The 22607-nt window shown below is 67.5% G+C and carries 22 protein-coding genes; 10 read left to right on the top strand and 12 right to left on the bottom strand.

Translation table 11 applies throughout. The features are described 5' to 3' along the window. Nucleotides 1-38 precede the first annotated feature (38 nt). From Dfulv_RS34085 to Dfulv_RS34060, 6 genes are read right to left on the bottom strand one after another with little or no spacing between them, the layout of a single operon-like run. Entirely contained in the window at nt 39-929 is an 891-nt protein-coding gene (locus Dfulv_RS34085) for an LLM class flavin-dependent oxidoreductase (RefSeq protein ID WP_259857925.1), read from the bottom strand. Beyond that, nucleotides 926-2332, bottom strand: a complete 1407-nt coding sequence (locus Dfulv_RS34080; RefSeq protein WP_259857924.1) for an FAD-binding oxidoreductase — start codon at nt 2330-2332, stop codon at nt 926-928. The genes Dfulv_RS34085 and Dfulv_RS34080 overlap by 4 nt, the downstream gene beginning before the upstream one ends. Continuing rightward, nucleotides 2292-4688 carry a non-ribosomal peptide synthetase gene (locus Dfulv_RS34075; protein ID WP_259857923.1) on the bottom strand — a complete coding sequence of 799 codons (2397 nt, stop codon included), beginning with the start codon at nt 4686-4688 and terminating at the stop codon, nt 2292-2294. Before Dfulv_RS34075 ends, Dfulv_RS34080 begins: the two co-directional genes overlap by 41 nt. Next, nucleotides 4685-5617 carry a hypothetical protein gene (locus Dfulv_RS34070; RefSeq protein ID WP_259857922.1) on the bottom strand — a complete coding sequence of 311 codons (933 nt, stop codon included), beginning with the start codon at nt 5615-5617 and terminating at the stop codon, nt 4685-4687. Before Dfulv_RS34070 ends, Dfulv_RS34075 begins: the two co-directional genes overlap by 4 nt. 60 nt (nt 5618-5677) lie before the next feature. After that, nucleotides 5678-5959 carry a hypothetical protein gene (locus Dfulv_RS34065; RefSeq protein WP_259857921.1) on the bottom strand — a complete coding sequence of 94 codons (282 nt, stop codon included), beginning with the start codon at nt 5957-5959 and terminating at the stop codon, nt 5678-5680. Beyond that, nucleotides 5949-6875: a chlorinating enzyme gene (locus tag Dfulv_RS34060; RefSeq protein ID WP_259857920.1), complete on the bottom strand. Its 927-nt coding sequence runs from the start codon at nt 6873-6875 to the stop codon at nt 5949-5951. Before Dfulv_RS34060 ends, Dfulv_RS34065 begins: the two co-directional genes overlap by 11 nt. Before the next feature lie 457 nt (nt 6876-7332). Here Dfulv_RS34060 and Dfulv_RS34055 point away from each other — a divergent pair, with 457 nt between their 5' ends. Next, a complete protein-coding gene (locus tag Dfulv_RS34055) occupies nt 7333-8022 on the top strand; it encodes an SDR family NAD(P)-dependent oxidoreductase (RefSeq protein ID WP_259857919.1) in 690 nt (229 codons plus the stop codon). A gap of 238 nt (nt 8023-8260) precedes the next feature. On the opposite strand, the gene Dfulv_RS34050 is transcribed toward Dfulv_RS34055, so the two are convergent. Then, on the bottom strand, nt 8261-8878 hold the full coding sequence (locus Dfulv_RS34050) for a response regulator transcription factor (protein ID WP_259857918.1): 618 nt from the start codon (nt 8876-8878) through the stop codon (nt 8261-8263). Between the two features lie 287 nt (nt 8879-9165). Between Dfulv_RS34050 and Dfulv_RS48955 the strand changes: the two genes are divergently transcribed. Further along, nucleotides 9166-9375 (top strand): DDE-type integrase/transposase/recombinase, encoded by a 210-nt coding sequence (locus tag Dfulv_RS48955; RefSeq protein ID WP_406568038.1) that lies wholly within the window; start codon nt 9166-9168, stop codon nt 9373-9375. Here Dfulv_RS48955 and Dfulv_RS34040 read toward each other — a convergent pair. Beyond that, the gene (locus Dfulv_RS34040; RefSeq protein WP_259857917.1) at nt 9357-11165 is read right to left on the bottom strand and encodes a PA domain-containing protein; all 1809 of its coding nucleotides are present in this window, start codon (nt 11163-11165) and stop codon (nt 9357-9359) included. The genes Dfulv_RS48955 and Dfulv_RS34040 overlap by 19 nt on opposite strands. A gap of 350 nt (nt 11166-11515) precedes the next feature. Here Dfulv_RS34040 and Dfulv_RS34035 point away from each other — a divergent pair, with 350 nt between their 5' ends. After that, entirely contained in the window at nt 11516-11881 is a 366-nt protein-coding gene (locus Dfulv_RS34035) for a VOC family protein (protein WP_259857916.1), read from the top strand. A 149-nt stretch (nt 11882-12030) separates the two neighbouring features. Continuing rightward, nucleotides 12031-13446: a S28 family serine protease gene (locus Dfulv_RS34030; protein WP_259857915.1), complete on the top strand. Its 1416-nt coding sequence runs from the start codon at nt 12031-12033 to the stop codon at nt 13444-13446. A 146-nt stretch (nt 13447-13592) separates the two neighbouring features. On the opposite strand, the gene Dfulv_RS34025 is transcribed toward Dfulv_RS34030, so the two are convergent. Further along, entirely contained in the window at nt 13593-14111 is a 519-nt protein-coding gene (locus Dfulv_RS34025) for a winged helix-turn-helix transcriptional regulator (protein ID WP_259857914.1), read from the bottom strand. A gap of 71 nt (nt 14112-14182) precedes the next feature. On the opposite strand from Dfulv_RS34025, the gene Dfulv_RS34020 reads away from it, so the two are divergent. The 4 genes from Dfulv_RS34020 to Dfulv_RS34005 all read left to right on the top strand — a co-directional run bounded on the left by Dfulv_RS34020 (nt 14183) and on the right by Dfulv_RS34005 (nt 16511). Beyond that, nucleotides 14183-14779: a dihydrofolate reductase family protein gene (locus Dfulv_RS34020; RefSeq protein ID WP_259857913.1), complete on the top strand. Its 597-nt coding sequence runs from the start codon at nt 14183-14185 to the stop codon at nt 14777-14779. Next, a complete protein-coding gene (locus tag Dfulv_RS34015; protein WP_259857912.1) occupies nt 14773-15609 on the top strand; it encodes an MBL fold metallo-hydrolase in 837 nt (278 codons plus the stop codon). Before Dfulv_RS34020 ends, Dfulv_RS34015 begins: the two co-directional genes overlap by 7 nt. Before the next feature lie 253 nt (nt 15610-15862). After that, nucleotides 15863-16330 (top strand): NUDIX hydrolase, encoded by a 468-nt coding sequence (locus tag Dfulv_RS34010; protein WP_259857911.1) that lies wholly within the window; start codon nt 15863-15865, stop codon nt 16328-16330. Between the two features lie 40 nt (nt 16331-16370). Then, nucleotides 16371-16511 carry a hypothetical protein gene (locus tag Dfulv_RS34005; RefSeq protein ID WP_259857910.1) on the top strand — a complete coding sequence of 47 codons (141 nt, stop codon included), beginning with the start codon at nt 16371-16373 and terminating at the stop codon, nt 16509-16511. Between the two features lie 145 nt (nt 16512-16656). On the opposite strand, the gene Dfulv_RS34000 is transcribed toward Dfulv_RS34005, so the two are convergent. Next, nucleotides 16657-17334 carry a FadR/GntR family transcriptional regulator gene (locus Dfulv_RS34000; protein WP_259857909.1) on the bottom strand — a complete coding sequence of 226 codons (678 nt, stop codon included), beginning with the start codon at nt 17332-17334 and terminating at the stop codon, nt 16657-16659. Nucleotides 17335-17371: 37 nt separating this feature from the next. Further along, nucleotides 17372-18457, bottom strand: coding sequence for a C45 family autoproteolytic acyltransferase/hydolase (locus Dfulv_RS33995; protein WP_259857908.1), 1086 nt, complete (start codon nt 18455-18457; stop codon nt 17372-17374). Between the two features lie 161 nt (nt 18458-18618). Between Dfulv_RS33995 and Dfulv_RS33990 the strand changes: the two genes are divergently transcribed. Together Dfulv_RS33990 and Dfulv_RS33985 are read left to right on the top strand one after the other, a co-directional pair. Beyond that, the gene (locus tag Dfulv_RS33990) at nt 18619-19581 is read left to right on the top strand and encodes an acetylxylan esterase (RefSeq protein WP_406567851.1); all 963 of its coding nucleotides are present in this window, start codon (nt 18619-18621) and stop codon (nt 19579-19581) included. Then, nucleotides 19578-20522, top strand: coding sequence for an amidohydrolase family protein (locus Dfulv_RS33985; protein ID WP_259857906.1), 945 nt, complete (start codon nt 19578-19580; stop codon nt 20520-20522). The genes Dfulv_RS33990 and Dfulv_RS33985 overlap by 4 nt, the downstream gene beginning before the upstream one ends. Nucleotides 20523-20663: 141 nt before the next feature. Here Dfulv_RS33985 and Dfulv_RS33980 read toward each other — a convergent pair whose 3' ends face one another. Beyond that, nucleotides 20664-22367, bottom strand: a complete 1704-nt coding sequence (locus tag Dfulv_RS33980) for an IS1634 family transposase (RefSeq protein WP_259857905.1) — start codon at nt 22365-22367, stop codon at nt 20664-20666. Nucleotides 22368-22607 lie beyond the last annotated feature (240 nt).

Below are 22607 nucleotides of genomic sequence, written 5' to 3'. Positions count from 1 at the left end.
CTTCTGAGACGGTAGGCGGGTCTTATTCCGTCGCGGAGTCACGTGATTCGGTGACGATCCAGATCCTCGGCCACTTTTTCCAAAACCTCCACCTTTCCCGGGAACGGTTCGTCCGGCCGCGGCCATTGCACGACGACGTCCGTGATGCCGGCCTCGGCGAATCGGCCCGCCGCGTCGAAAAACGCTTCCGGCGACGCAAGGACGCCACCCACGGTGGGGCCGGTGACCAGCAGCCGGGCCACGGTCGCCGGGTCGCGGCCGATCTCCAGACAGGCTTTCTCGAGCGCCTCCACCTGCTGGCGGAGGACGGGGAGCGCCTGTTCGTACGGCGCGCTCGCGAACCGGTTCGGCTCGCCCGTGGTCACCCAGTACGAGCCGTACTCGGCCACCAGGCGCATGCCACGGGCACCGGAGGCGGCAATGGCGAACGGGACGCGGGGCTCCTGCTGGCACAGCGGATAGGAATAAACCTCGTGGGCCACGTAGTAGCGGCCGTCGAACGTGGTGACCGGCTGCCTCAGGAGCAGATCGGTGAGCTGCACGTACTCCGCGAACCGCGCGGTCCGCTCGCGCCGGCTCCACGGGGCTCGGCGGGTCATGGTGGAGTCGAAACCCTCGGCCCCGGAGCCGAGACCGAGGATGAGGCGGCCGCCCGAGATGTCGTCGATGGCGGTGACGTCCTTGGCCAGGGACACCGGGTGCCGCAGGTTGGGCGAGGCGACCAGGACGCCGAGCCCGATACGCTCGGTTTCCACCGCCGCGGCGGTCAGCGTCGGGACGGCGGTGAACCAGTCCTTCGCGCGGAACGCCCGCCAGTTCAGGTGGTCGTAGGTCCAGGCGTGATCGAATCCCATCTGCTCGGCCTGACGCCACTTCAGCCGCGCCGTCTGCCACCGATCCTCCGGGACGATCATGATGCCAAATCTCATGTGTCTCCCTCGTCCGGCCACTCAGGATCGATGTTGAAGTTGTACCGGAAAAGGTTCTGGGGGTCGACGCGCCGCTTGAGCGCGACCAGGCGCCGCCACCGCCGGCCGTACGCCGCGCGCACGCTGTCGGTGCCCTCGTCGTTGAGGAAGTTGACGTACTGCCCGACGGAGTGGGGTGCCATCGCCTCGCTGAAGTCGCGGACCCAGGCGACGTGGCGGTCCCGGTCGTCCTGGTCGGGCTCCCACGCGCCGAACATGTTGATGTTGTGGCTGGCGTGGCGCGAGCCGAAGGCGGTGTCCTCGGCCGGCACGCGGCCGACCGCCCCGCCCAGGTGGTAGACCGGCACGGCGGACATCGGCGAGGTGATCCGGGACGCGTGCTCGACGAGGGTCGTGATGACCTGGTCGGTGAGCGGCCCGAAGTCCACCGAACGCCAGTAGTAGTGCTTGCCGGGGCGGGACGTGCCGTCAACCATCCGCTGCAGGTCCACGTACGGCATCGGGGCGACCGTGTCGAGCAGTGGCCGCCCGAAGGCGCGCAGCGGACGCAGGAACGCCTGTCCCTCCTCGATGTCGCCGGACCAGCAGACGTTGATGGCCACGATCGGGGACCCGTGCAGGCGCTCGGGGACGGCCGAGACGGGTGGGCACAGCCGGAGGTTCAGGATTGTCCCGAGCACGTCCGGGGCGTCCGCGATCAGGTCGCGGTAGTGGGGCAGGACGGACAGCGCGTCGTCCAGCGGATAGATGAGCATCCCGGCGAGGACGGTCGGACCCACCTCGTGGAGCCGCAGACCGAACCGCACCACGGTCCCGAAGTTGCCGCCACCGCCACGCAGACCCCACAACAGTTCCGGGTCCGTCGTCGCGTCCACCGTGACGCAGCGGCCGTCGGCGGTCACCAGATCGGCCTCGACCAGGTTGTCCACGGTGAGCCCGCAGCGGCGCATCAGGTGGCCGATCCCGCCGCCGAGCGTGAGCCCGCCGACGCCGGTCTCGCTGACGATCCCGCCGGTGGTGGCCATGCGGTGCGCCTGGGTAACCGGGTCGACGTCCTGCCACAGCGCTCCACCCTGGACGTGGGCCAGACGGCGGCGCGGGTCCACCTCGACCGCTCGCATCCGGGACAGGTCGACGACCAGGCCGTCGTCGCAGAGCCCCTGGCCGGAAACGCTGTGGCCACCGCCGCGTACCGCGATGGGCAGTCCCCGCTCGGCGGCGAACGTGACGGCCGCGGCCACGTCCGCCGCGTCCGCACAGCGCGCGATCAGCGGGGGATGCCGGTTGATGTCTCCGTTCCAGACCTTGCGGACCTGGTCGTAGCGTGGGTGCGCCGGGGTGATCAGGTCGCCGCGCAGCGCATCAGCGAGCTTCTCCGTGTCGCCGATCGTCAGCGTGTCCAAAGCCGTCCTCCGGTTCTCGTCCTGCGGTGACGGGAATCTTCGTCTCGGGTGGGCGCCCTCCGCCGCGGATCGTCGCGGCCACGTCGCGCAGTGTCCCGTGGAGGAGCTCCGTCATGTCGGGCGCGGCTCGCAGGATCGCCTGGCACTCGTCGCGCAGCCGGAACGTGAGCATCGAGTGGCCGCCGAGCTCGACGAACGTGTCCAGCATGCTGATCGGCGACCGGCCCAGGACCCGCCGGTAGATCTCGACCAGGGCCGCTTCCAGCTCGTCGGCGGGGGGCACGACCGTACGCTCGCGCTCGGTCAGCTCCTGCCAGATCTTGATCAGCTCGTTCTGGTCGATTTTGCCGTTCACCGTCGCCGGTAGGTAGTCCACGGGCACGACCCGCTCGGGCCGCATCTGGCGGGGCAGCCCGGCCGTGTGCCCGAGGATCGTCGCGGGATCCAGGTCGGCGGTGGAGCTCCCGCCGGCGGGCACGACGAAGGCGAGGAGGCGCAGCGGCTGTCCGTGGGCGATCACCGCGCAGTCGCCGACCGCGGGGTGAGCGGCCAGCACCGACTCGATCTCACCGGGTTCGACCCGCAGCCCACGGATCTTGACCTGCCGGTCGATCCGGCCGAGGTGCTCCAGCGCGCCGTCCTCGCGATGGCGACAGAGGTCACCGGTGCGATACATCCGCGATCCCGGCGGCCCGTAAGGATCCGCGACGAACCGCTCCGCGGTCCTGCCCGGCTGCCGCCAGTAGCCGTCCGCCAGGCCGACAACGCCGCTGATGTACGCCTCCCCGGGCGTGCCGACCGGTACGAGATCGAGATTGGCGTCCAGCACGGTCACCCGGAAGTTGTCGGCGGGCCGGCCGACCGGAACGAAGACACCGTCCGAGCCGGGCTCGATGACGTTGTCGGTGACCGGACCGGCCTCGGTCGGACCGAACGCGTTGACGAGGTTGCTCCCGGGCAGCGTGGCGTGGAACGTCTCCGGGATCCGCGGGCTCATCGGCTCGCCGCCGCACACCACCCACCGCAGCGCGTCGGCTCCCGCCGAGGACATCTCCTCCAGGAAGGCCGTCATCATCGTCGGCACCAGGAAGATCATCGACACGTCGTGCCTGCGGGTGAGCCTGGCGAGGTGCCGCGGATCGCGCTCGGCGCCGGGCCGGCAGATCACCAGGCGCGCCCCGTGGTAGAGCGGCCAGAAGATCTCCCAGATCGAGATGTCGAATCCGGGGGAGGCCTTGAACAGGGCCGTGTCGCCGGGATGGAACGGGTACTGGCGCTGCATCCAGAAGACGTTGGCCAGGGTGCCGCCGGTGGGGGAGGCCACGCCCTTGGGCCGGCCGGTCGTCCCCGATGTGTAGAGGATGTGGACCAGCGCGGAGGCGGTGCCGTCGAGGACCGGGTTCGTGGCGGGACGGCCGGACCAGGCCTGCTCCGCGTGGACGTCGTGGATGTCCCAGGCACCGTCCGGTATGCGACCGCGGCAGGACGGGTCGGTCAGCACGTGACGGGGCGCCGAGTCCGCCAGCATCAGAGCGATGCGCTGGTCCGGCAGGTCGGCGTCGAGAGGGACGTAGGTGGCACCGGTCTTGACGGCGGCGTAGATCGCGACGACCTGGTGGATACCGCGCTGGAGGCAGATGCCGATCCGCGTGCCGGGACCGGCACCGTGCCCGCGCAGGTGGTGGGCCAACCGGTTCGCTCGTTCGTTCAACTCCCGGTAGCTGACCGTGCCTCCGTCCTCGTCCTGCAGCGCGACCGCGTCCGGGGTGTGTTCCGCCTGCTCCTGGAACGGTTCCGCCATCGTGCGGTACCGGATCTCCGGGTCCCGCTGCGGGTTGAGGCCGTGCAGGATCCGCTCGCGCTCCTCGGCGCCGACCAGAGGATGGTCGAGCATCGGCGTGTCGGGCTCGTTCGCCATGCTGGTCAGCAACTGCAGGAAGGAGCGGGCCCAGGCCTGCGTGGAGGGGACGTCGGAGTCGTCGGTCACGGTATCGACGTACAGATGCCGGCCGGCCCGAGCGATCAGGATCGTCACGGCGACCGGTTGGTCGTCGTCGGCATCGGGCGCGATGGCGCTCCCGGAGCGGGGGGCCTGCCGGAGCGCCTCGCGGAAGCTGAGGGACGGGTCCGGGGCGCCGGCGGCCGGGACGATCGCCTCGACCGGCCCCCGGGTGACCCGGACGCGGCAGTTCGTGCCCGGCCGCGGCAGCCGTTCGACCAGCACGCCGGCGCAGATCGACAACGTGACGAAGTCGTCCACCCCGGCCGCCGTGGCGAGGGAGTGCAGGGTGCCCATCACGCCGTCCGGCACGGTGATCGGCCCGATCCAGTCCGTTGTGGACAGAGACCCGTTCACGGCGCGCTTCCTTCGAGAAGTCCGCAGGCGTAGAACCCCGGCGCCAGGGACTGCGCCAGATACGTCTCCCCGGACCGGATACCGAACCGCTCGTGATAGTCGACCAGGTTGATCATCCAGTCGGCGTTTCCGCAGTGTCCGTAGGCGGCGAGCGTGTCGGCGAAGTGCAGCGTGTCCGGCAGCAGACCGACGGACGTCGCGTTGAACAACGTCAGCGGCTTGTGCAGGTTGGCCGCGAACACCTTGGCTATCTGTCCCTGCTGCCGGCCACCGGCGCGGAGCACCGCGGACAGCGTCCGGTCGGCGACGTTCTTCCGCGAGATGAACGAGTCGCGGCCGCGCAACCCGTCCGGATCCATCTTGACCGCGGACGAGACCAGCCGCATCAGCCCCGGATCGTGCCGGGTCAGCAGGCAGCTGACGGCCGCGTCACCGAACATGGCGTAGGACCGCACCCGGTCGCGGTCGTGCGGCACGAAGTCCACGGCGACCACCACCACGTGCGTCACCTCCGGATCGGAGAACAGCCGCTGGCCGTGCCGCAGGGCGGTCAGAGAGCTGCAGCACCGTTGGAAGGACACGACGTGCGGGACGCAGTCGTCCAGTCCCAAGGCGAGGAGCACTCTGCCCGCGAAGTCGGACGGCAACAGGGCGAGGGTCGGGTCGCTGGTCGCGAACACGAGGTGGTCGACGTCCGCGGCGGTGGCGCCGGCGTCCTGCAGGGTCCGGCGCACGGCGTCCACGACATAGTCCTCCACCGGGCCCGACATCTTCCGGTACGTCGTACATCCCATCTCGGCGAAGTCGGTGCCGAACGACACGGTCTCCCAGAGGGCCTCAAAGTCGGGGATGTTCTCCGGCTTGCATTCGGCGTCGCCGAAGGCACACGCGAACGAGCCGATGCCGATGTCTTCGTGATCCGAGATCATGGTTCCTTCGATCGGCAGAGGGGACGAGGGAAAGTGCCGAGCCCGGCGAGGTGGCGGACGTCAGGACCGAGCCGGTTCGACCGCGCTCGCGTCGATCTCGCGGAGCACGGAGACGATGCCGTCGACGTCGTTCAGCCGCAGGACCCATTCCGGGCGGAGTGTGACGGTGTCGTTCGTGTACTTCTTGATGTAGTTCATCAGCACCATGATCATGTTGAGCGAGGTGATACCCAGCTCATCCCGGGACTGCGCCCGGACGATCTGCTCGTAGGCGAGGTCGTCGCCTATGGGCTGAGTCGCGAGGAACTCGGCGAACTTGTGCCGGTAGTCGTCAGCGTCCATTGGTCTCGACCTTCGGGAAGGGGAAGCCGTTGAGGTTGTTCTGGTGGATCCGGTTGTGCCCGTAGTTGTCCTCGCCGGACACCAGAACGCTGCCGTGGTAGTCGAGGCTGATCGCGTCGCCGAACCCGCTGAGGCTGTCGATGTGCTCGTAGACCCGGACGGACGGCGAGACGTAACGGGACGCGAACCCCAGGCGCTTGGTGGCACTCGTGTTCGGGTACGAGCCGTGGATGCACTTGGCCAGGAAGATGACGAACTGGCCCGGCTTCATCTCCATGTCGACGATTTCGTGCTTGTCCGGATCCCAGTCCTTGTCGAGCTTGAGCTCCGAGTAGTCGTAGCCGAAGAAGTCGTGGGACTTGCTTTCCACGTTGCGCGACATCGGCTTTGTCTCGTCGTAGTACCACTGCTTGTGGCTGCCGGGCAGGAAACGGAGGCAGCCGTGCTCCTTGTCTGCCTCGGAGAAGGCCGTCCAGACGGTCAACTCCTGCGTGGCGGCCGTGGACTCCTCCGTGTACCTCAGGGAGGGATACGCGACGGTGGCCGACTCGAACACGGTGAACGCCTCGACCTGGTGCCAGCCCGTTCCCGCCTCGCCCGGCTGCTTCTCGAAGATGTTCGTCTTCCAGCAGATGATGTCGTCGCCCATGAGGCTGCGGAGCTTGTGGACGATCGTCGGGTGGGCGATGTGCTGGGACAGCGCGTTGCAGTCGAGGTGGCGGTCGTAGTTGATGATGGTCGAGTTGTGCGGCTTGTTCTCGGACGTGACCATCTCGATCATGGCCTGGCTCCAGACCAGCGGAGCCTCTTGCTCGGAATAGAGGTCGAACGGCCCGATGAACCCGTTCTCCTTGAACGACTCCACCTGTTCGGCCGTCAGCCCTTGGGCCGCCGTTTGGATAGTGCTTTCAGCCACCTTGATTTCCTTCCTCATGATGGATGCACTCGCTGGTCTGACGTGCCTGAAGTCGGAGACTCGGGGCCGGTCCGTACCGATGGAGGCTATTCAGACGCCGGTTGAACCAACCGTAAGCGGACCTGACTGACGGGTCTTGTCACTGGAACCGGGGTCCGCGTCGGTGCGGCGCTGCCGGGACATATCCGCACCCTGGTCGTGATAGCGTGCACCGCTCGGATGATGCGTTCACCCGACTCGCACTTGCTGATCACACCAGACGCGCCCGCCCGCAGGTATTCGGCGGTGTGGGCACCATTCATTGTCGAGGACCGGGATGTTCCGGCGGGATCACACAGCGGCAGCATCGAATGGGCGGGTAAAGGCACCGTTCTCGAGCGCAAGCCGGCCCGGCACGGTCTCCGTCCGGCACGACGCCACCGCACCGCCGGCGGCGGGTGAGCCGGCGGACGGCAGGGTGGCGCTCGTCAGCGGCGGCAACCGCGGCCTCGGGCTGCAGATCGTCCGCGGGCTGGCCGAGCGGGGCATGCGCGTCGCCATGGGCAGCCGGTCGGTGGAGCGCGGCCGGCTCGCCGTGGAGCTGCTCGGCGACCTCGCGGAGCGGGTCGTGGTGCGGCAGCTCGACGTCACGGATCCGGCGAGCGTCGACCGTCTCGCCGGCTGGTTGCGCGCGCGGCTCGGGCGCTGCGACGTCCTCGTCAACAACGCGGCCGTGCTGCGCGGCGACGACCGGGGCGCCGCCGACGTGGACCTGGCGGCGGTACGCGACACGCTCGAGATCAACCTGCTCGGCACGTGGCGGCTCACCCAGGCGGTCGCACCATTGATGCGCATACATCGATACGGCCGGATCGTCAACGTATCGAGCCGGCCGGGAAACCTCACGGTGACCCGCCCGGAGTCGGCGGCGTACGGCGTCTCGAAGCACGCGGTCAACGCGCTGACCCGGATGCTCGCCGACGAGTTCGCGGCGGACGGCATCCTGGTCAACGCGTGTATCCCGGAGCCGCTGCGGGTGGTGGACCGTGACGACACCGGTGCGGTCCGGGTGGCGGGCTCGCCGGATACGCCGGTGTGGCTGGCGACTCTGCCCGACGAAGGTCCGACCGGAGGCCTCTTTCGCGACGGCGCACCGGTCGACTGGTAACGCACCATGTCCCCGCTGGCGGCCGGCATCGCCGAGGCGTACGACCGGGGCCAGTTGGTCACGGTGACGGACGTGGGTGGCGGCGACGGCACGCTGTTGCGCGGCACCGTGCTCGACCTCCCGCAGAGCGCGTACTGGCCGCCGGGAGGCGTGCGCGGGAGACTTCTTCGCGGAGGTTCCAGCGGGCGCCGGCGGGTGCGTGCTGCACGACCGGGACGACCGGGCCTGCGACAGTTGGTCAGGCGACCTTTTCGGTGACGGGTCTGGGTAGCCGGCCGAGGAGCGCGACCCGGGTGAGTTCGGCTTTGTTTCCTACGCCGAGTTTGGCGCGGATGCGTTTGACGTATGTGTCGACGGTGTGTGGGCTGATGCCGAGTCGGGTGGCGATTTGTCCGTGGGTCAGTCCGTGGGCGATTTGGCTGAGTACCTGTTCTTCGCGTTCGGAGAGGTTCAGCGCGGGTGGGTCGGGGCGTTCGGCGGGGGGCGGAAGGGTGTGGCCTTCGGGGATTACCTGTGCGCCGGTTGTCACGGCTCGTAGCGCGGCGATGAGATTTTCGCCGGATTCGCGTATGTTGATTACACCGGTGGCGCTGGCCTGTAGGTATTCCTCGGCGGGTAGGGACCAGTCGCTGAGTAGGACCAGGACGGCTGTGGTGCGGGCGGTCTGGGTGATGTATTGCAGGCCGTCTGGTGGTGGGAGGGCGTCGGCGTCGAGAACCGCGGCGTCGGCGAGCCAGGACGGTTCCTCGGTGGGTGAGGTTCGGGCTGAGACGACGGCTATGCCTGCTTCGTTGAGGACGTGGACGAGTCCGACAAGGTAGACTGGGCTGTTGATCAGTACGTCTATGCGTAGCACGGTATCCCCGCAAGCATCTGCATCAGACTTCGTCCCATCGTCGGGCCGGCGGAAGCGGGACCCGAGCACTCGTCTCGGGCAGCCCTCGGGCGCCGACATATGCCTACGACCTGGGCTGATTGCATTCTGCGGCCATTCTCTGACATCTCTGGGTCGGCTGCCGGTCGCGCCAATTGGGGACATGAACTCGTCGTGGTGGCGACCGTAGCATCTGTCGACGTCAATAGCTTTGATCGACACGCCCGTCGGCGGTCTGACGCGGCGAGTTCACCAGCTGTTGGCGGAGGCTGCGCGGCCGTCGCGGCGGCCGTTGGTACGTCGACGAGACGTCCGTCAAGGTCGGTGGCGTGTGGCGCTACGTGTACCGGGCGGTGGACCAGTACGGGGACCTCTCGCCGCACGATCTTCGTCGCCCACCACCGCAGCGCTGGTGGCGCGCCCCACTGGGGGCCGCCACCAGCGCATGTTCGGTGCGTGATCAGACGTCGAAGATGTAGAGACCGAAGTTCCGGTCGCTGACCAGGACGTAGTTCTTCTCGCCGATCTTGTGGATCTCGACGCCCAAGAAGTCGTTGCCGGGCTCGCAGAAGGCGCCGACCTCCTGCAGACCGCCACTGCCGTAGCTCAGCACCCGCAACCCGCCCGCGTAGAAGGTGGCGTACACCAGCTTGCGATCCGGGTCGATCGCCACATGGGACGCCGAGAGGTCGCCGAAGCCGGACGCGAACCTCGGGTCCTGCGACTCAGGGATTGCATACGTGTCGATCTGAGTCATCGAGCCGGTGCCGGCGCGGCCCGGGATGTCCGTCTTGAACAGCCGGATGTAGCCCCAACCGTCGAACACCGCCTTGATATCGGTCGCGGAGACGGCCGGCGTGGCCGGCGTCGCGGTCGTGCAGGCCGTCGCCTCGGTCACGCCGGGCACCCCGAGCAGTTGCAGACCCGTCAGACGGTTGACGAACATGAGCGGAATCGTTCCTTTGGCCGACGTGGGGAACTGTTGGAGGCCGTCCGGCCCCTGGTGGTTGAATATGATGCCCGCGTCATAACCGGCGGCGGCGATGGTGTCCAGCTTCTCCTGGAACGAACACCCTTTGGCCGACCCACCGGTGAGGATCGATGCGTCACGCTCGATGAGCGCGATCCCGTGACCGGGCCGCACCGTCCCCGGGCATCCGAAGCCGACGAAGGTCGGCGTGCCGGAGATCGTGGTGTCGGCATCGACCGGTGCCGTGTCCGGGCTCCACGTCGCGACATACTCCGTGCCGGCGTGCGGACCCGACGTGATCGTGCCGAGCAGGCGATACGGATCGAAGTCCTCGTCGGCGCCCACCAGGTATTCGGCGTCGGGCGAGAGCTCGCAATGTTCGGCGTTGCCCTCCGGCGAGATCTGTTGCCCGCGCTTTGCGCGCTCCTCGTCAAATTCGGCGTAGTCGCTCTGGGCGATCAGCGAGACGTTGCCCGGCGTCGGGTCGGTCACGTCGAGCAACACGTATCCGCCGTCCCAGTACGTCGCGTTCATGACGTACCGATGGCCGACCGGACGCACCTTGACGGCGTGGGAAAACACCGAGGTGAGGCCCTTCGAAGTGTCCTGGGTGACGTTGAACGGCGCCACCTTCAGGTCGAGGGCGTTGACCATAACCGGGTTGCGGGGGTCGGTGATGTCCATGATGCCGATATCGCTGGTGGGTTTATCGGTTACGAAGCCGACGTAGGTGCGGCCGGTGAAGTTGTTGGTCCAGGCGAACGTGTAGTACACCGCCAAGGCCTGCGACTCGGCCTCGCCGTCCGGACCCGTGTAGTCGCCGGCGTGGGCGGCCAAGAGCTGGGGGTGCTCCGGGTCGGAAATGTTCCAGATATTGATGCCGCCCCGCTGGCGCGGCCCGGTCGGGTCCGGCGCATCGGCCTGGGCGTACATCTCGTTTCCGTGTATGAACAGCACACCACTGAAGTACTCGTTGTGGATCTCGGTCACGCTCGGACCCTCGCCGGCGTAGTTGCCCGGCGTGGTCTCCATGAACGCGCTCTGGACCTCGAAGGGTGCCTTCGGGTCGCTGATGTTGATGACGTAAGCGCCGGTCCGCTCACACGTCGGCTCCCGGTACACCGTGAGGAACGCGTAGTTGTCGTACGCGGCCACGTCCGCGATGTGACGCTCGAGGCCCGCCCCCGACGGGTTGGTGACCTGGGCCTTACCCACCAGCCGCACCCCGTACGAGACGGGCGGCAGGTGCTCTTCGTCAAGCCCGTGCTGGCCGCCGTGGACCACACCCGTGCCGGTCATGCGTACCTCCTAACTGTGCGTACCTTCTATACAGAGAAGATGACGTCGACCCATCGCGGTGACCGGTATCCCTCTCGGGATCGTCGGCCAGCGTCACGTTGCCTCGTTCGACCGGTCCGTGCCATCGGCGCGGAGCCACCGGTTTCGCCGACCCTACCGGCGCGTCCCGACGGCGTGATGTCACACAAAGCGGGGGATCGCGGGCAGTCCGGTCACCAGCCGAGAGCATGCGCTGGGTGGCGAAAGCGCCGGGACGCACGTATCCCCAAAACCTGGGGCGTCGCGCTCCGGCAGGAATCGCCAGAATGAGCGTGCGTAGTTCAACATCCGCCGGAGAGGGGTGTGGCCTTGTGAAGTTCAAACGCCGGACGATTGTTTTCGAGGCAGCGGATCTTGAGGCGGAGAGCGCATTCTGGGCTGGACTCCTGGACGGCTCCGTCGAGGCGAAGGACACGTGGCACAACATCTGGATCGACGGGGAGTGGCACCTGGCTGTCCAACTGGCCCCCGATCATGTGCCACCCACGTGGCCGGACGGCGCGTCGTCACAGCAGGTCCACCTCGACTTCTACCTCGAAGACCTCGATGCCGCGCACGAGAAGGCGATCAAGCTGGGCGGGCGGCTGTTGAAGGCGGTCGACGATCCGGCCGCGCGCACGGGGTTCCGGATCTACGCGGATCCGGCCGGCCACACCTTCTGCCTCGCCTGGCCCTAGTAGCTGGTGTCAACGATGGCCGCCGCCAGCATGGTTCTGCGACGAGGCCCTTCCCGGCAACTCGGTTTGTTGCGTTCCTGCACGAGCGCCGCGAGGCGCTGTTCCCGGACAGCATGTTCACCGACCTGTTCTTCGATGGGGAGGATCCTGTGGTTCGCATTCGGAACCTGCTGCTCGCGTTCAGCGTGCTGGTAGGCCTGGTCGGGGCGGTCGGCGTCGCGGGGCCGGCGGCCGCGGCGGCCGACACCGACATCCTGGCCCGGCTGCGAGCGGTGCCCGGGCTGACCGTGATCGAGGAGCAGCCGGTCGCGGCGCCGCACCGGTTCTTCATCCTCAGCATCAGCCAGCCGGTCGACCATCAGCGCCCGCGCGCTGGCACGTTCCAGCAGCGCTTCACCCTGCTGCACCGCGGCACCGACCGGCCCATGGTGCTGCACACCACCGGGTACTACGTGCCGGAGTACGCCTTCCGGTCCGAGCCGACGCGGCTCATCGACGGCAACCAGATCTCGGTCGAGCAGCGCTTCTTCGCCCCCTCGCGACCGGCGAACCCGGACTGGCCGCGGGAGCTGACGATCCGGCAGGCGGCCACGGACCACCACCGGATCGTGCAGGCGCTGAAGCCGATCTACGCGCAGAAGTGGATCTCGACGGGTGCGAGCAAGGGCGGCGTGACCTCGGTGTACCACCGCCGCTTCTACCCGGGTGACGTGGACGGCACCGTTGCCTACGTCGCGTCCCAGGACGTGGTGAACTCCGAGGACTCCGCCTACGACAAGTTCTTCACCACGGTCGGCACCGCCGCCTGCCGGGCCGCGCTGGACGGCGTGCAGGTCGAGGCGCTGCACCGGCGGGCCGAGTTCGTCGCGCGGTACCAGGCCTGGGCCGAGGCCAACCAGCGCACCTTCACCACCGTGGGCGGCGCCGACCGGGCCTTCGAGTTCTTGGTCAACGGCACGACGTGGGCCTTCTGGCAGTACGGCTCGGAAAGCGACTGCGCCGACGTGCCGCCGGCCACCGCGTCCAGCGACGACATCTGGGCGTGGATGGACTTCATCCTCGGCCTGGACGCCAACACCGACCAGGGCCTCGAGCCGTACACCCCGTTGTATTTCCAGGCCTCCTACCAGCTCGGCTACCCGAAACTCTCGCTGCCGCACCTGGCCAAGCTGCAGCACTACCGCGGCCAGGACCGTGCGCAGTCCTATATCCCGCGGGAGCTCGTGCCGCGCTTCCAGCCGCTGGCGATGCTCGACATCGACCTCTGGGTGAAGTTCGCCGGCCGGCAGCTGCTACTCGTCTACGGCCAGAACGACCCGTGGAGCGCCGAGCCGTTCCGCCTCGGGCCGGGGACGAAGGACTCACTGTGGTACGTCGCGGCGGGCGCCAACCACGGCGCGAACATCGCCAAGCTCACCCCGGACGAGACCGCCACGGCGACGGCGGCGGTGCAGCGCTGGGCGGGCGTAACGGCTCCTTCATTTGCGGCATCTGGATCCCCGGTGTACATCCCCTCGCTCGACGACCACGACCTGGCCCTCGACCACCGGTACAACGCGCGGTAGCACCCCGGGCCGGTTCGGTTGCCGATTTTCGGTGTGAGTGTGAAGAGGCGCCAGGTTCTGTCCCGGTCAGGATCTGGCGGCCTCTACGCATATCCCATGGCGACCGGGTGGCGCTTGATGTGGACGATGGTCGCCTCAGGGACGAGCTAGAAGGTTGAACGGGGTCTTCTCGCACCAGGTCGGCGTTCCTGCTCGGCGGCGTAGGCGGCGTTGAGACGCTCGAGGGGTCCCGGGCCGTGGTGCGGCTTCGGCGGGGCGTCCAGGTGGCGCACCCGAAGCTCGTCCATGAGCTCCTCGATGAACGCCGGACCCTCGTCGCGCATGAGCTGCTGCCGGCTCCGGAGCTCGTCGCTGCCGGGGCGCCAGTCGAGGCCCCAGTTGCCGAGGGCGTAGATGATCGGAAGAGTCTGGATGCCGGCTTCAGTGAGGCTGTAGCGAGCGCGCTGCCCCCGCGCTGCGGTGCCGCGGGTGAGGATCCCTGCCTCGACGAGCCGCACGAGGCGGTCGGCGAGGATGTTCGAAGCGATGCCCTCGATCGACCCGGTGAGCAGCGCCCGGAAGTAGCGGCGGTCGCCGAAGATGACGTCGCGCAGCACGAGCAACGACCAGCGATCTCCGAGCACCTCGACGGCGGCGTTGATCGGACACCCGGACCGTGGTTCCACGTCCCCTCCTTGACAGGTATTTCGTCCTCAATATAGTAGTTGCAGAACGCAATCACTGGGGGTGGGGAGAGATGGGCCGCTTCGTCTATTGGATGAACGTGTCCCTCGACCTGCGGATCGAGCAAGTTCCTGGGGACAACGGTGCCGGCGAGTGGCTGCGCATCGACGAGGAACTGCACCGCGAGTTCAACGCGCAGGCGCGGGCGCTCGCGGTCATGGTCCAGGGTCGGGTCATGTACGAGACGATGGAGGAGTACTGGCCACGGGCGCGTGAGGACGCGTCGCTGCCGGATGTCATGCGTGAGTACGGCGAGATCTGGACCGCCGCGCCCAAGGTGCTCGTCTCCCGCACCCGCCTCAGCGCCGATCACAATACCCGGATCATCGGCGGAGACGACGCGATCGAGCAACTCGCCGCCCTGCGGGCCGGGACCGACGGCACCATCGGTGTGGGCGGCGCGGCGCTCGCCACGCAGCTGCTCCGGGCGGGGCTTCTCGACGAGCTGCTGCTCTTCACCCATCCCGCGATCCTCGGCTTCGGCAGGCCGCTGTTCGACGACTACGACGTGCCGATCGAGCTCGACCTGCTCGAGCAGCGATCGTTCAAGCAGGGCGTCACGATGCACCGTTACGCCATCCAGGAGGCAAGCGAGGCGAGCTCGTGCTGAGGCAGGTCGCGGAGGGTGTGCTGGTCCACGAGAGCGAGTTCGTCCAGAGCAACGCCATTGTCGTGCAAGGCCGCGCCGGCGTGTTGCTCATCGACCCCGGGGTGCAGGACCACGAAATGGCCTGCCTCGCGAACGACCTGTCCAACTCGGGCCAGACCGTCGTGGCAGGCTTCTCGACGCATCCGGATTGGGATCACCTGCTCTGGCACGCCCAGCTCGGCGCGGCCCCTCGTTACGGCACGGCCCGCTGCGCGGCCGCTGTCCGGGATCAGCTGTCCGACCCGGGTGCGAAGGCCGAGATCACCGCCCACCTGGAACCGACGGGCATCGCCGAGCATGTCCCGCTGGACCTGTTCGGCCTCATCACCGCCCTGCCCGCCGAGACGGCGCAGATTCCATGGGACGGCCCTCAAGTCCGGATCATCGAGCATCAAGCGCATGCACCGGGCCATGCGGCGCTGTTCATCGAAGAACGCGGGGTTCTCGTCGCCGGCGACATGCTCTCTGATGTCTTGATCCCGATGCTCGACTTGGACGGCACCGCTGACCCGATCGAGGACTACCTCGCAGCGCTGCGGCTGCTGGAGGGCGTGGCGGGCGATGTCGATGTCGTCGTCCCTGGCCACGGGTCAGTCGGCGGAGCTGATCAGGTACACGCACGGATCGAGCGGGATCGGGCGTACGTGCTCGCCTTGCGTGAGGGCCATGTTCCCAGTGACCCGCGGATCGGCCCATCGGCTAAGCCCGGCTGGGAGTGGGTAAGCGATGTGCACAACGGGCAAGCCCAGCGCCTCGCCGAAAGAAACGAACGCGGCGGCACTCGTGGCTGACGATCGGTGCGCGGCACGCCGCCAGGCGAGCGAGGTCAGTGGCGTACGAGAGCTGGCGGGAACTCGCTCGGATCTTGCTGGCTGACTTCGATCCGGCGGTGACGGCGATCGCGGCACCATGTGCCGGACCTGTTGCTGTGCAATGTCTCTGGCGTGCTGACCGTGGTGGACGTGAAGCCGAGCCGGCTGCATGGACCGAATGCGCCCCGACGTCGAGAGATCACTGAGATAGGGTCCGCCGGGAGGAACGAGGATGAGTTTCCGGCTGGCGGCATACGCCGTGTGCATTGAGGATGAGCAGGTACTGCTCGCTCGTTATGTATCACCGACGGGCGACACGAACTGGACCCTTCCAGGCGGCAAGGTCGAGCACGCGGAGGATCCGTTCGATGCGGTCATCCGGGAGGTCGCCGAGGAGACCGGCTGCGACGCGGTGGTCGAACGCCTGCTGGGCGTGGACTCGAGGGTGATTCCTGCCGCCGAGGCACGGTTGGGGCTTGAGCACCAGAATGTCGGCATCTTTTACCGAGTCCGTATCACCGGTGGCGCTCTCCGACCCGAGCCGAACGGCGAAACCGCCGAGTCGGTATGGACCCCGATACCCGAGGTAGCTCGCCTGCGCCGATCATCGCTGGTCGACATTGGCCTTGCGCTGGCGCAGACCCTTCCGGCAACCGGCCACGTCGCCGCCGTCCCCGTCGGCGGCCTAGTTCAGCACTGAGACCGCCGTGTCGCAAGCGTCATCGACGTCGAGAACCTACATGAGCCTGCTGATCAGCGGGCCTGGGTTCGAGCCGTTCGAATCTGCCTCGCAGTGCAAGGACCACCCGGCCCTGAAGGTCGGAACGCAACTCAACGCCGTGGTCGACCCGACCGACGGTCTGTATGCGATCGTGCCCTGAACCCCACCAGGGGCTTCTCGCGATCTTGGCGGACCGCCAACGCAGTCGCCAAGATCGCGAGAGCCCGCTGTCGAGGGTGAGAACCTACATGCACCACCCTGATCCGGTGTGCCTGTAGCTTCGGCAGGGCTGCCTGCGCGGTGGACTATTTCCGGCGTCCGAGCGAGGTCACGGTGTCCTCCACGGCAGCCAGGTGAAGCCTCATCGCATCAGCCGCCGCATGAGCGTCACGCTCCGAGATGGCCGCAAGGATTGCGTCGTGCTCGTCGGCCGCCCGAGCCGCCCGGCCCGGAACGATTGCCGCGGCTATGGCTTGCTCCTGCAGAACCGTGCGGAGTTCTGAGACCAGCCGAGGGAACAGAGGGTTGGCGGTCGCTGTGGCGATGGCTACGTGGAAGTCGGCATCGATGCCAACCCGTACGGAGGGATCCTCCTCCTCACGGAACCTTGCGAGCAGCGCGGTCATCGCCTTGAGGTCTGCCCGGGAACGGCGCTCCGCCGCGAGGGCGGCCAATGGCACCTCCAACGTCTTGCGCACCTCGTGCAGGTCCCGGGGAAGGTACTTGCCGGTCAGCAGCTGGGACGGCGCGAACTGTGCGTCGACGAAGGTGCCCTTGCCGGCATACGAACGGGTGAGACCCAGCGCGTTCACACTGTGGAGCGCTTCACGGATCACCGAACGGCTGACCGCAAATGATTTGGCCAGCTCGGCTTCGGAGGGCAGCCGCTGGCCTACTGCGAACTCACCCGACTCGATCAGTTCAACGAGTTGCGATCGCACGTGTTCCGCGGCTGTGCGTTGCGCGACAGGGACCACCTTCACAGCCGCCAGGTTAACAGGCTGCCGGGCAGCTGACCGATCAGGACGAGGCATCGATCCGCACCGGCACTGACCAGGTCGACTCGCACGGGTTGCCGGAGGCATACACCAGCGAGCGAGCCGACAGATCCATCACTATCCCCGCAACTGTGCAGGTGCGCTCGGCAGGGACTTGGGTCGCGTCCGGGTGTTGGCACACGCTGTCCGGCGCGTCTCCGTGGTCGGCGAGCGCTTCCTGCAGGCTCTCGATCGTGTGCGTGCGGTGTTGCTGCATGCGCGCTGTCAGGTGGTGCAGTCGGCTGCGGGTGTGCGCCTTTCGCTCGAGGTAGCGGTCCACCCCGGTGAGACCGTCGACCAGGAAGTGGTTGGCGTGCGTGACCGCACCGTCGACGGGCGTGATCGTGCCACAGGCACCGTCGCCTGGTCCGGTCTCCAAGTCCACACAGAACCCGCCCGTGTCGGCGATGAGATAGTTTGCGGAGTTGGCTCGTGATGTCGACTTGATCCGCTGTGCGGCCTCCGCGCCGCTGTCACTGTCGAGAACCGATCGCAGCAGCACGTGGTATGGAACGCCGAGCCGACCCTCGTCCCCGTCCGAGATTAGGGTGTTGGTGCACAGGCCGACACCGCTGGAGTTGATCCCGACCTTCGCCAGCATCCCGGCCTCGACCACCGTGACGAAGTTGGGGCCGTCGTCACGAAGTACTTTGAGCACGATCGCGGTTTCCCGGGCGCCCACGACCCAGTCCCAGTTCTGACCCATCAGCGTGGTACCGGGAGCCGTGCGTTCGGGTGTCAGCGCGAACGACGTGCACTCGGTGGCCGCTATGGCCCTGGCACGTCCCGGAGCTGCGAACATGATCTCGCTGCGTGTGTTCAGGGCCAGGATGTCGGCCACCTCGACGCCGGCCCCGCGGGCGATCGCCCGGATCTCGCGCGCGGAGGCAGGCGAGAAGTCCTCGATGGGATCGGCGAACCGAAGTGCGTGCCGTCGCACGGTTGGCCAGTCCCACGACGCGTAGTGCATGAACACGTCGGCATAGGTCCGCAACGCGCGCTCTATCCGAGTCCTCGCGGCGAGCCCGTACTGGTATCCCCGCTCTTCCGGGTCGCCCGTGACGGTCACGATGTCGTACCCGGAGGCGACTGTCCGCGCCATTCCAACACCTTTACTGTAGCTCCAAGTTCCGCCTGCCTAGCAGGCTATCAGGTTGCATGACAGGTTGTCCTTACCGACAAGGCCACCATTGCTACACTCTTGTCTGGCTGTCAGACAGGAGCTGCTTGATGCAGGTAGACCTTCCCCTCGACCGGCTCGTGCAGTACGAGTACCCGTACCCCGAGCCGGATGACTTCGACTCCTTCTGGAGTCGGACGCTGCACGAACAGCGTGCCCATCCCCTTGATCCGCGGTTTGACCAGGTGGACGCACTGGTGCGGACCGTTGACGTGTACGACGTCACCTTCGGCGGGTACGCCGGGGACGACGTAAAGGGGTGGCTGATCCTTCCGCACGAACGAACCGGTCCCCTGCCGCTCGTGGTGGAGTACCTGGGATACGGCAGCGGACGCGGGCACCCGGTCGAGTCCCTCGCCTACGCCAGTGCCGGGTTCGCTCACGCCATCATGGACTCCCGCGGACAGGGCAGTGCTCTGCGTGCCGGCCACACCGCTGACCCGCATGGGGCGGGACCCTCCGCGCCGGGGTTCATGACCCGAGACATCCTCGACCCCGAGCGCTACTATTACCGCCGCCTGTTCACCGACGCGTACCGATTCGTCGATGCCGTGGCAACCCACGAAGCCGTGGCGCACGACCGGATCGCGGTGACAGGACGCAGCCAGGGCGGTGCCTTGGCGCTCGTGGCAGCCGGCTTGCGCGACGACGTGCGGCTGGCGATGCCTCATGTGCCGTTCCTGTCTGCCTTCCGGCGCGCGGTGCAGGTGACGGACCACAGTCCCCACGGGGAGATTGTCAAGTGGCTGGCCGCCCACCGCGGCTCTGTCGAGCGTGCCTTCGAGACCCTTGCGTATTTCGACGCCGTATCCTTCGCCCGGCGAGCCACCTGCCACGGCAGGTTCTGCGTCGCCCTGCACGACGTCGTGAGCCCACCCTCCACCGTTTTTGCTGCGTACAATGCCTATGCCGGGCCCAAGGAGATGACCGTGTGGCAGTTCAACGGCCACGAGGCGGGCGGGCCCGAAGACATCCTGCGAACCATTCGAGCCGTCCGAGAGCTGGTGCAATGACCATCGTCGACTTTCACCACCACGCACCACTGGCGTCCTATGTCAGCCGGTTGACCGCGCTGGGAATCCAAGCTCAACCCGGCGCCCCTTTTCCGACGTGGGAACCTGCGGACTCAGTCCGGGTGATGGACCGGTTAGGCATCGACCTGGCCGTCCTGTCCGTCGCTTCACCCGGGTTCTACTTCGGCGATCAGGCTTTCACCACAGCCCTGTGCCAAGACACCAATGACGAGCTGACCGAGGTGGTCCGCGACGGCGATGGGCGGTTCGCAGCAGTTGCATGCCTGCCCCTGCCTTCGGTCGACGCCGCGCTCGCCGAGGTCGAGCGGGTGTTCGACCGACCGGAGTTCGTCGGCGTCGGCTTGCTCACCAGCTATGCCGGGTCGTATGTCGGCCACCCCCGATTTGACAGCCTTCTGGAGGCTCTGAACGACCGCGGTGCTCTTGTCCATGTGCACCCGGTGCTGCCCGCGTGGTGGCCCGAGGGCGAGATCCCCATTCGGCCCTCGGTGCTGGAGTACCTCTTCGACTCGACGCGCCTCATGACGAATCTTCTCCTTACTGAGGTGCCGCGGAGATTTCCGCGAGTCCGGTGGATCTTCTCGCACTGCGGCGGCGCGATGCCTGCCGTCGCTCCACGCATGGTTCTGGCCGAAGGTATGCCGGAACTCGCGACCGTCGTTCCGCAAGGTGTCCTGCGCGCTCTGGGGGCTTTCAGCTATGACACAGCCCTGTCCCACACCGCTGCTGACCTCGGCGCACTGCTGTCCTTCATCGACGATACGCGGGTGGTGCTCGGCACTGATTTCCCGTTCTCGTCGGCCGACGAGGTGGCTGAGCGTTTCGCCCTCTTGAGCGAATTCCTCGGCGACACACGCCGTTCCGCAGTGTTCAGCGCGAACGCCCGTGAACTCCTCGGTGACCGCAGGACCGTCGACTGACGATCGTTTGAACGCGGTGCAGCAACCCGGGTTCCGCAGTTCGTAGTCACATGTGGGCAGAAATTTGGGGGTTGAGCCGGGCGAACGCCGGGGGGCGGGAGGTGGGGCGTGTGTCTACGCCGCCCCGGCCTTCCTTCTTGATCAGGCCGGGTCGAAGGCGGTGACCCGGGCTGGCGGTTGGATGGAAAGTGCATGGTAGATGGCCTTCTGCTCGGGGGTGAGCGGAGTGGTTTGCGTGACCGTGCCGGCCGGGCCGGCGAGGGTTACCTGGGTGATTCTCCCGAGTTGCCGGTTGATGTTTCGCCAGGTTTGGTCGCAGGAGCGTTCGGCGACGCGGGTCAGCAGCAGGGCCAGCCAGCAGATCAGCACGTGCGCGCGGATGCGGTGTTCCAGGCGGTGGAAGACCGGGCGGAGCAGCAGCTGTGTCTTGAGGTCTCGGAAGCCGCGTTCGGCTTCCAGGAGATTCTTGTAGCCCAGGGCGACGTCTTCGGCGCTGATGTGCGGGTCGGAGGTGGCGATGAGGTACTTGCCGTCCAGTTTGGCCTCGGCCTTGACCTTCGCCGTGTTGACCTTCAGGCGTCCGTTGGGCTGCTGGACCAGCCAGCGGCCGAGGGTGGGGTGGTCGCGTAGCGCGCACTCGGCACGCACGTGGGCGGCTTCGTTGCGGGCCCGGGTCCTGTCGCCGGGGGGACGGCCGGCGTCGCGGGCGCGCTGTTCGGCGATACAGGCCAGTTCGGCCTGGACGCGGGCGATCGCCTCGTCGCGGTGCTGCTGGTCGCGCTGTGCCTGATCGGGGTTGTGGCAGATGACAAACCGTGCGTCGTGACCGTCGAGGCGGACTTCCTTGACGCGCAGATTGTCGCGGACGTGCTGGTAGCGGCCCTGGCGGGACAGCACGGCCTCGACGAGGGGGTTGCCGTCGCGCATGCGCATCCCGGCGATGTAGTGTCCGCCGGTGCGGCGCAGGTAGTCCAGGTTGTCCGCGCTGGAGAAGCCGCGGTTGACCACGGTGATGACCCGGCCCAGCTTCCAGTCCCGCACATCAGCGCGGACCTCGGCGAGGATCTGCTGGTCGTTGCTGTTGCCCGGCCAGCACCAGCAGCGCACCGGGATGCCTTCCTTGGTCACGGCCAGGCCGATGACGATCTGCGGCAGGTCGCCGCGGTGGTCCTTGGAGTGGCCGAACCGGCGGAAGGCGTCGTCGCCCCCGTCCTCGTCGTCGCGTTCGAAGTAGGTGGTGTCGAAGAACAGCAGGTTGACTTCGAGGTTGAGCAGGTTGGCCACGGCGAGGAACACCGCCTCCTGCACCCGGTCCTGGGTGTCGGCGTCGACGAGGAGGTCCATCGCCCGGTAGGCGTGGTCTTCGTCCATCGTGGACAATCCCGGGACGGCGGCGTCCTCACGCACCCATTCGGCGGCGGACAGCTTGCTCATCGGCGCGATCGCCTGGTTGGCGACCAGCGCGAACAGCACCCGCTCCATGTTGGTGGTGAACCGCCGCGCGCCGGTGGCCGCTCGGACTGCCGTGCCCACGTCGAGGCGGTGCCACAGTCCGTCGAGCAGCCAGGTGGCCCCGATGGTTCGGGCGTCGATGGCCTCCAGCGGCGCGGCACGGGCGACCGCACCCGCCTCCGCGGCGTCGGTCAGCCCGTCACTGTCGCCGAAGTGCTTGTTGATCGACGCGGCCAGCCGCCGCAGTCCGGCCACGTCGACCTGGTCGACCCGGCCCAGGTTCATCAGCACGTCCGGCTTGATTCGCCCGTCCACCCGCCGGTTGTGCGCCAAGGCTACGTAACGCACCACCGTGCCGTCGGCGTTGGTTCGCGACGTGAACCGCAGGAACATGACTACGACTCAACCATCCTTGACCTGCTAGCACAAGGACAAGATACTAAGTCGTGTTACTACAGCCTCAGCCCTCCGGGCCGCTCCGCGACCCGCTGACGACCCCCTGACCAGGGGCGATCCAAACCCGATCGCTCCCGTGTGTCTACCAACTGTGGAACTCGGGAGCAAGGAAACTTCGTAACGAACATGTTGAAGGCTCTTGCGAACCACCCCACCACAGTGCACCCTGAGTGGCAA

Source organism: Dactylosporangium fulvum, assembly GCF_025137375.1.
Classification (GTDB): domain Bacteria; phylum Actinomycetota; class Actinomycetes; order Mycobacteriales; family Micromonosporaceae; genus Dactylosporangium; species Dactylosporangium fulvum.
Note: the sequence above shows the minus strand (reverse complement) of the source record. Positions and strands in the feature narration are given on the sequence as shown.

Coding starts and splice junctions, on each gene's coding strand:
- Dfulv_RS34085 (WP_259857925.1), bottom strand. CDS start 929: ATGAGATTTGGCATCATGATCGTCCCGGAGGATCGGTGGCAGACGGCG.
- Dfulv_RS34070 (WP_259857922.1), bottom strand. CDS start 5,617: ATGATCTCGGATCACGAAGACATCGGCATCGGCTCGTTCGCGTGTGCC.
- Dfulv_RS34065 (WP_259857921.1), bottom strand. CDS start 5,959: ATGGACGCTGACGACTACCGGCACAAGTTCGCCGAGTTCCTCGCGACT.
- Dfulv_RS34040 (WP_259857917.1), bottom strand. CDS start 11,165: ATGACCGGCACGGGTGTGGTCCACGGCGGCCAGCACGGGCTTGACGAA.
- Dfulv_RS34020 (WP_259857913.1), top strand. CDS start 14,183: ATGGGCCGCTTCGTCTATTGGATGAACGTGTCCCTCGACCTGCGGATC.
- Dfulv_RS34010 (WP_259857911.1), top strand. CDS start 15,863: ATGAGTTTCCGGCTGGCGGCATACGCCGTGTGCATTGAGGATGAGCAG.
- Dfulv_RS34005 (WP_259857910.1), top strand. CDS start 16,371: ATGAGCCTGCTGATCAGCGGGCCTGGGTTCGAGCCGTTCGAATCTGCC.
- Dfulv_RS33990 (WP_406567851.1), top strand. CDS start 18,619: ATGCAGGTAGACCTTCCCCTCGACCGGCTCGTGCAGTACGAGTACCCG.
- Dfulv_RS33985 (WP_259857906.1), top strand. CDS start 19,578: ATGACCATCGTCGACTTTCACCACCACGCACCACTGGCGTCCTATGTC.
- Dfulv_RS33980 (WP_259857905.1), bottom strand. CDS start 22,367: ATGTTCCTGCGGTTCACGTCGCGAACCAACGCCGACGGCACGGTGGTG.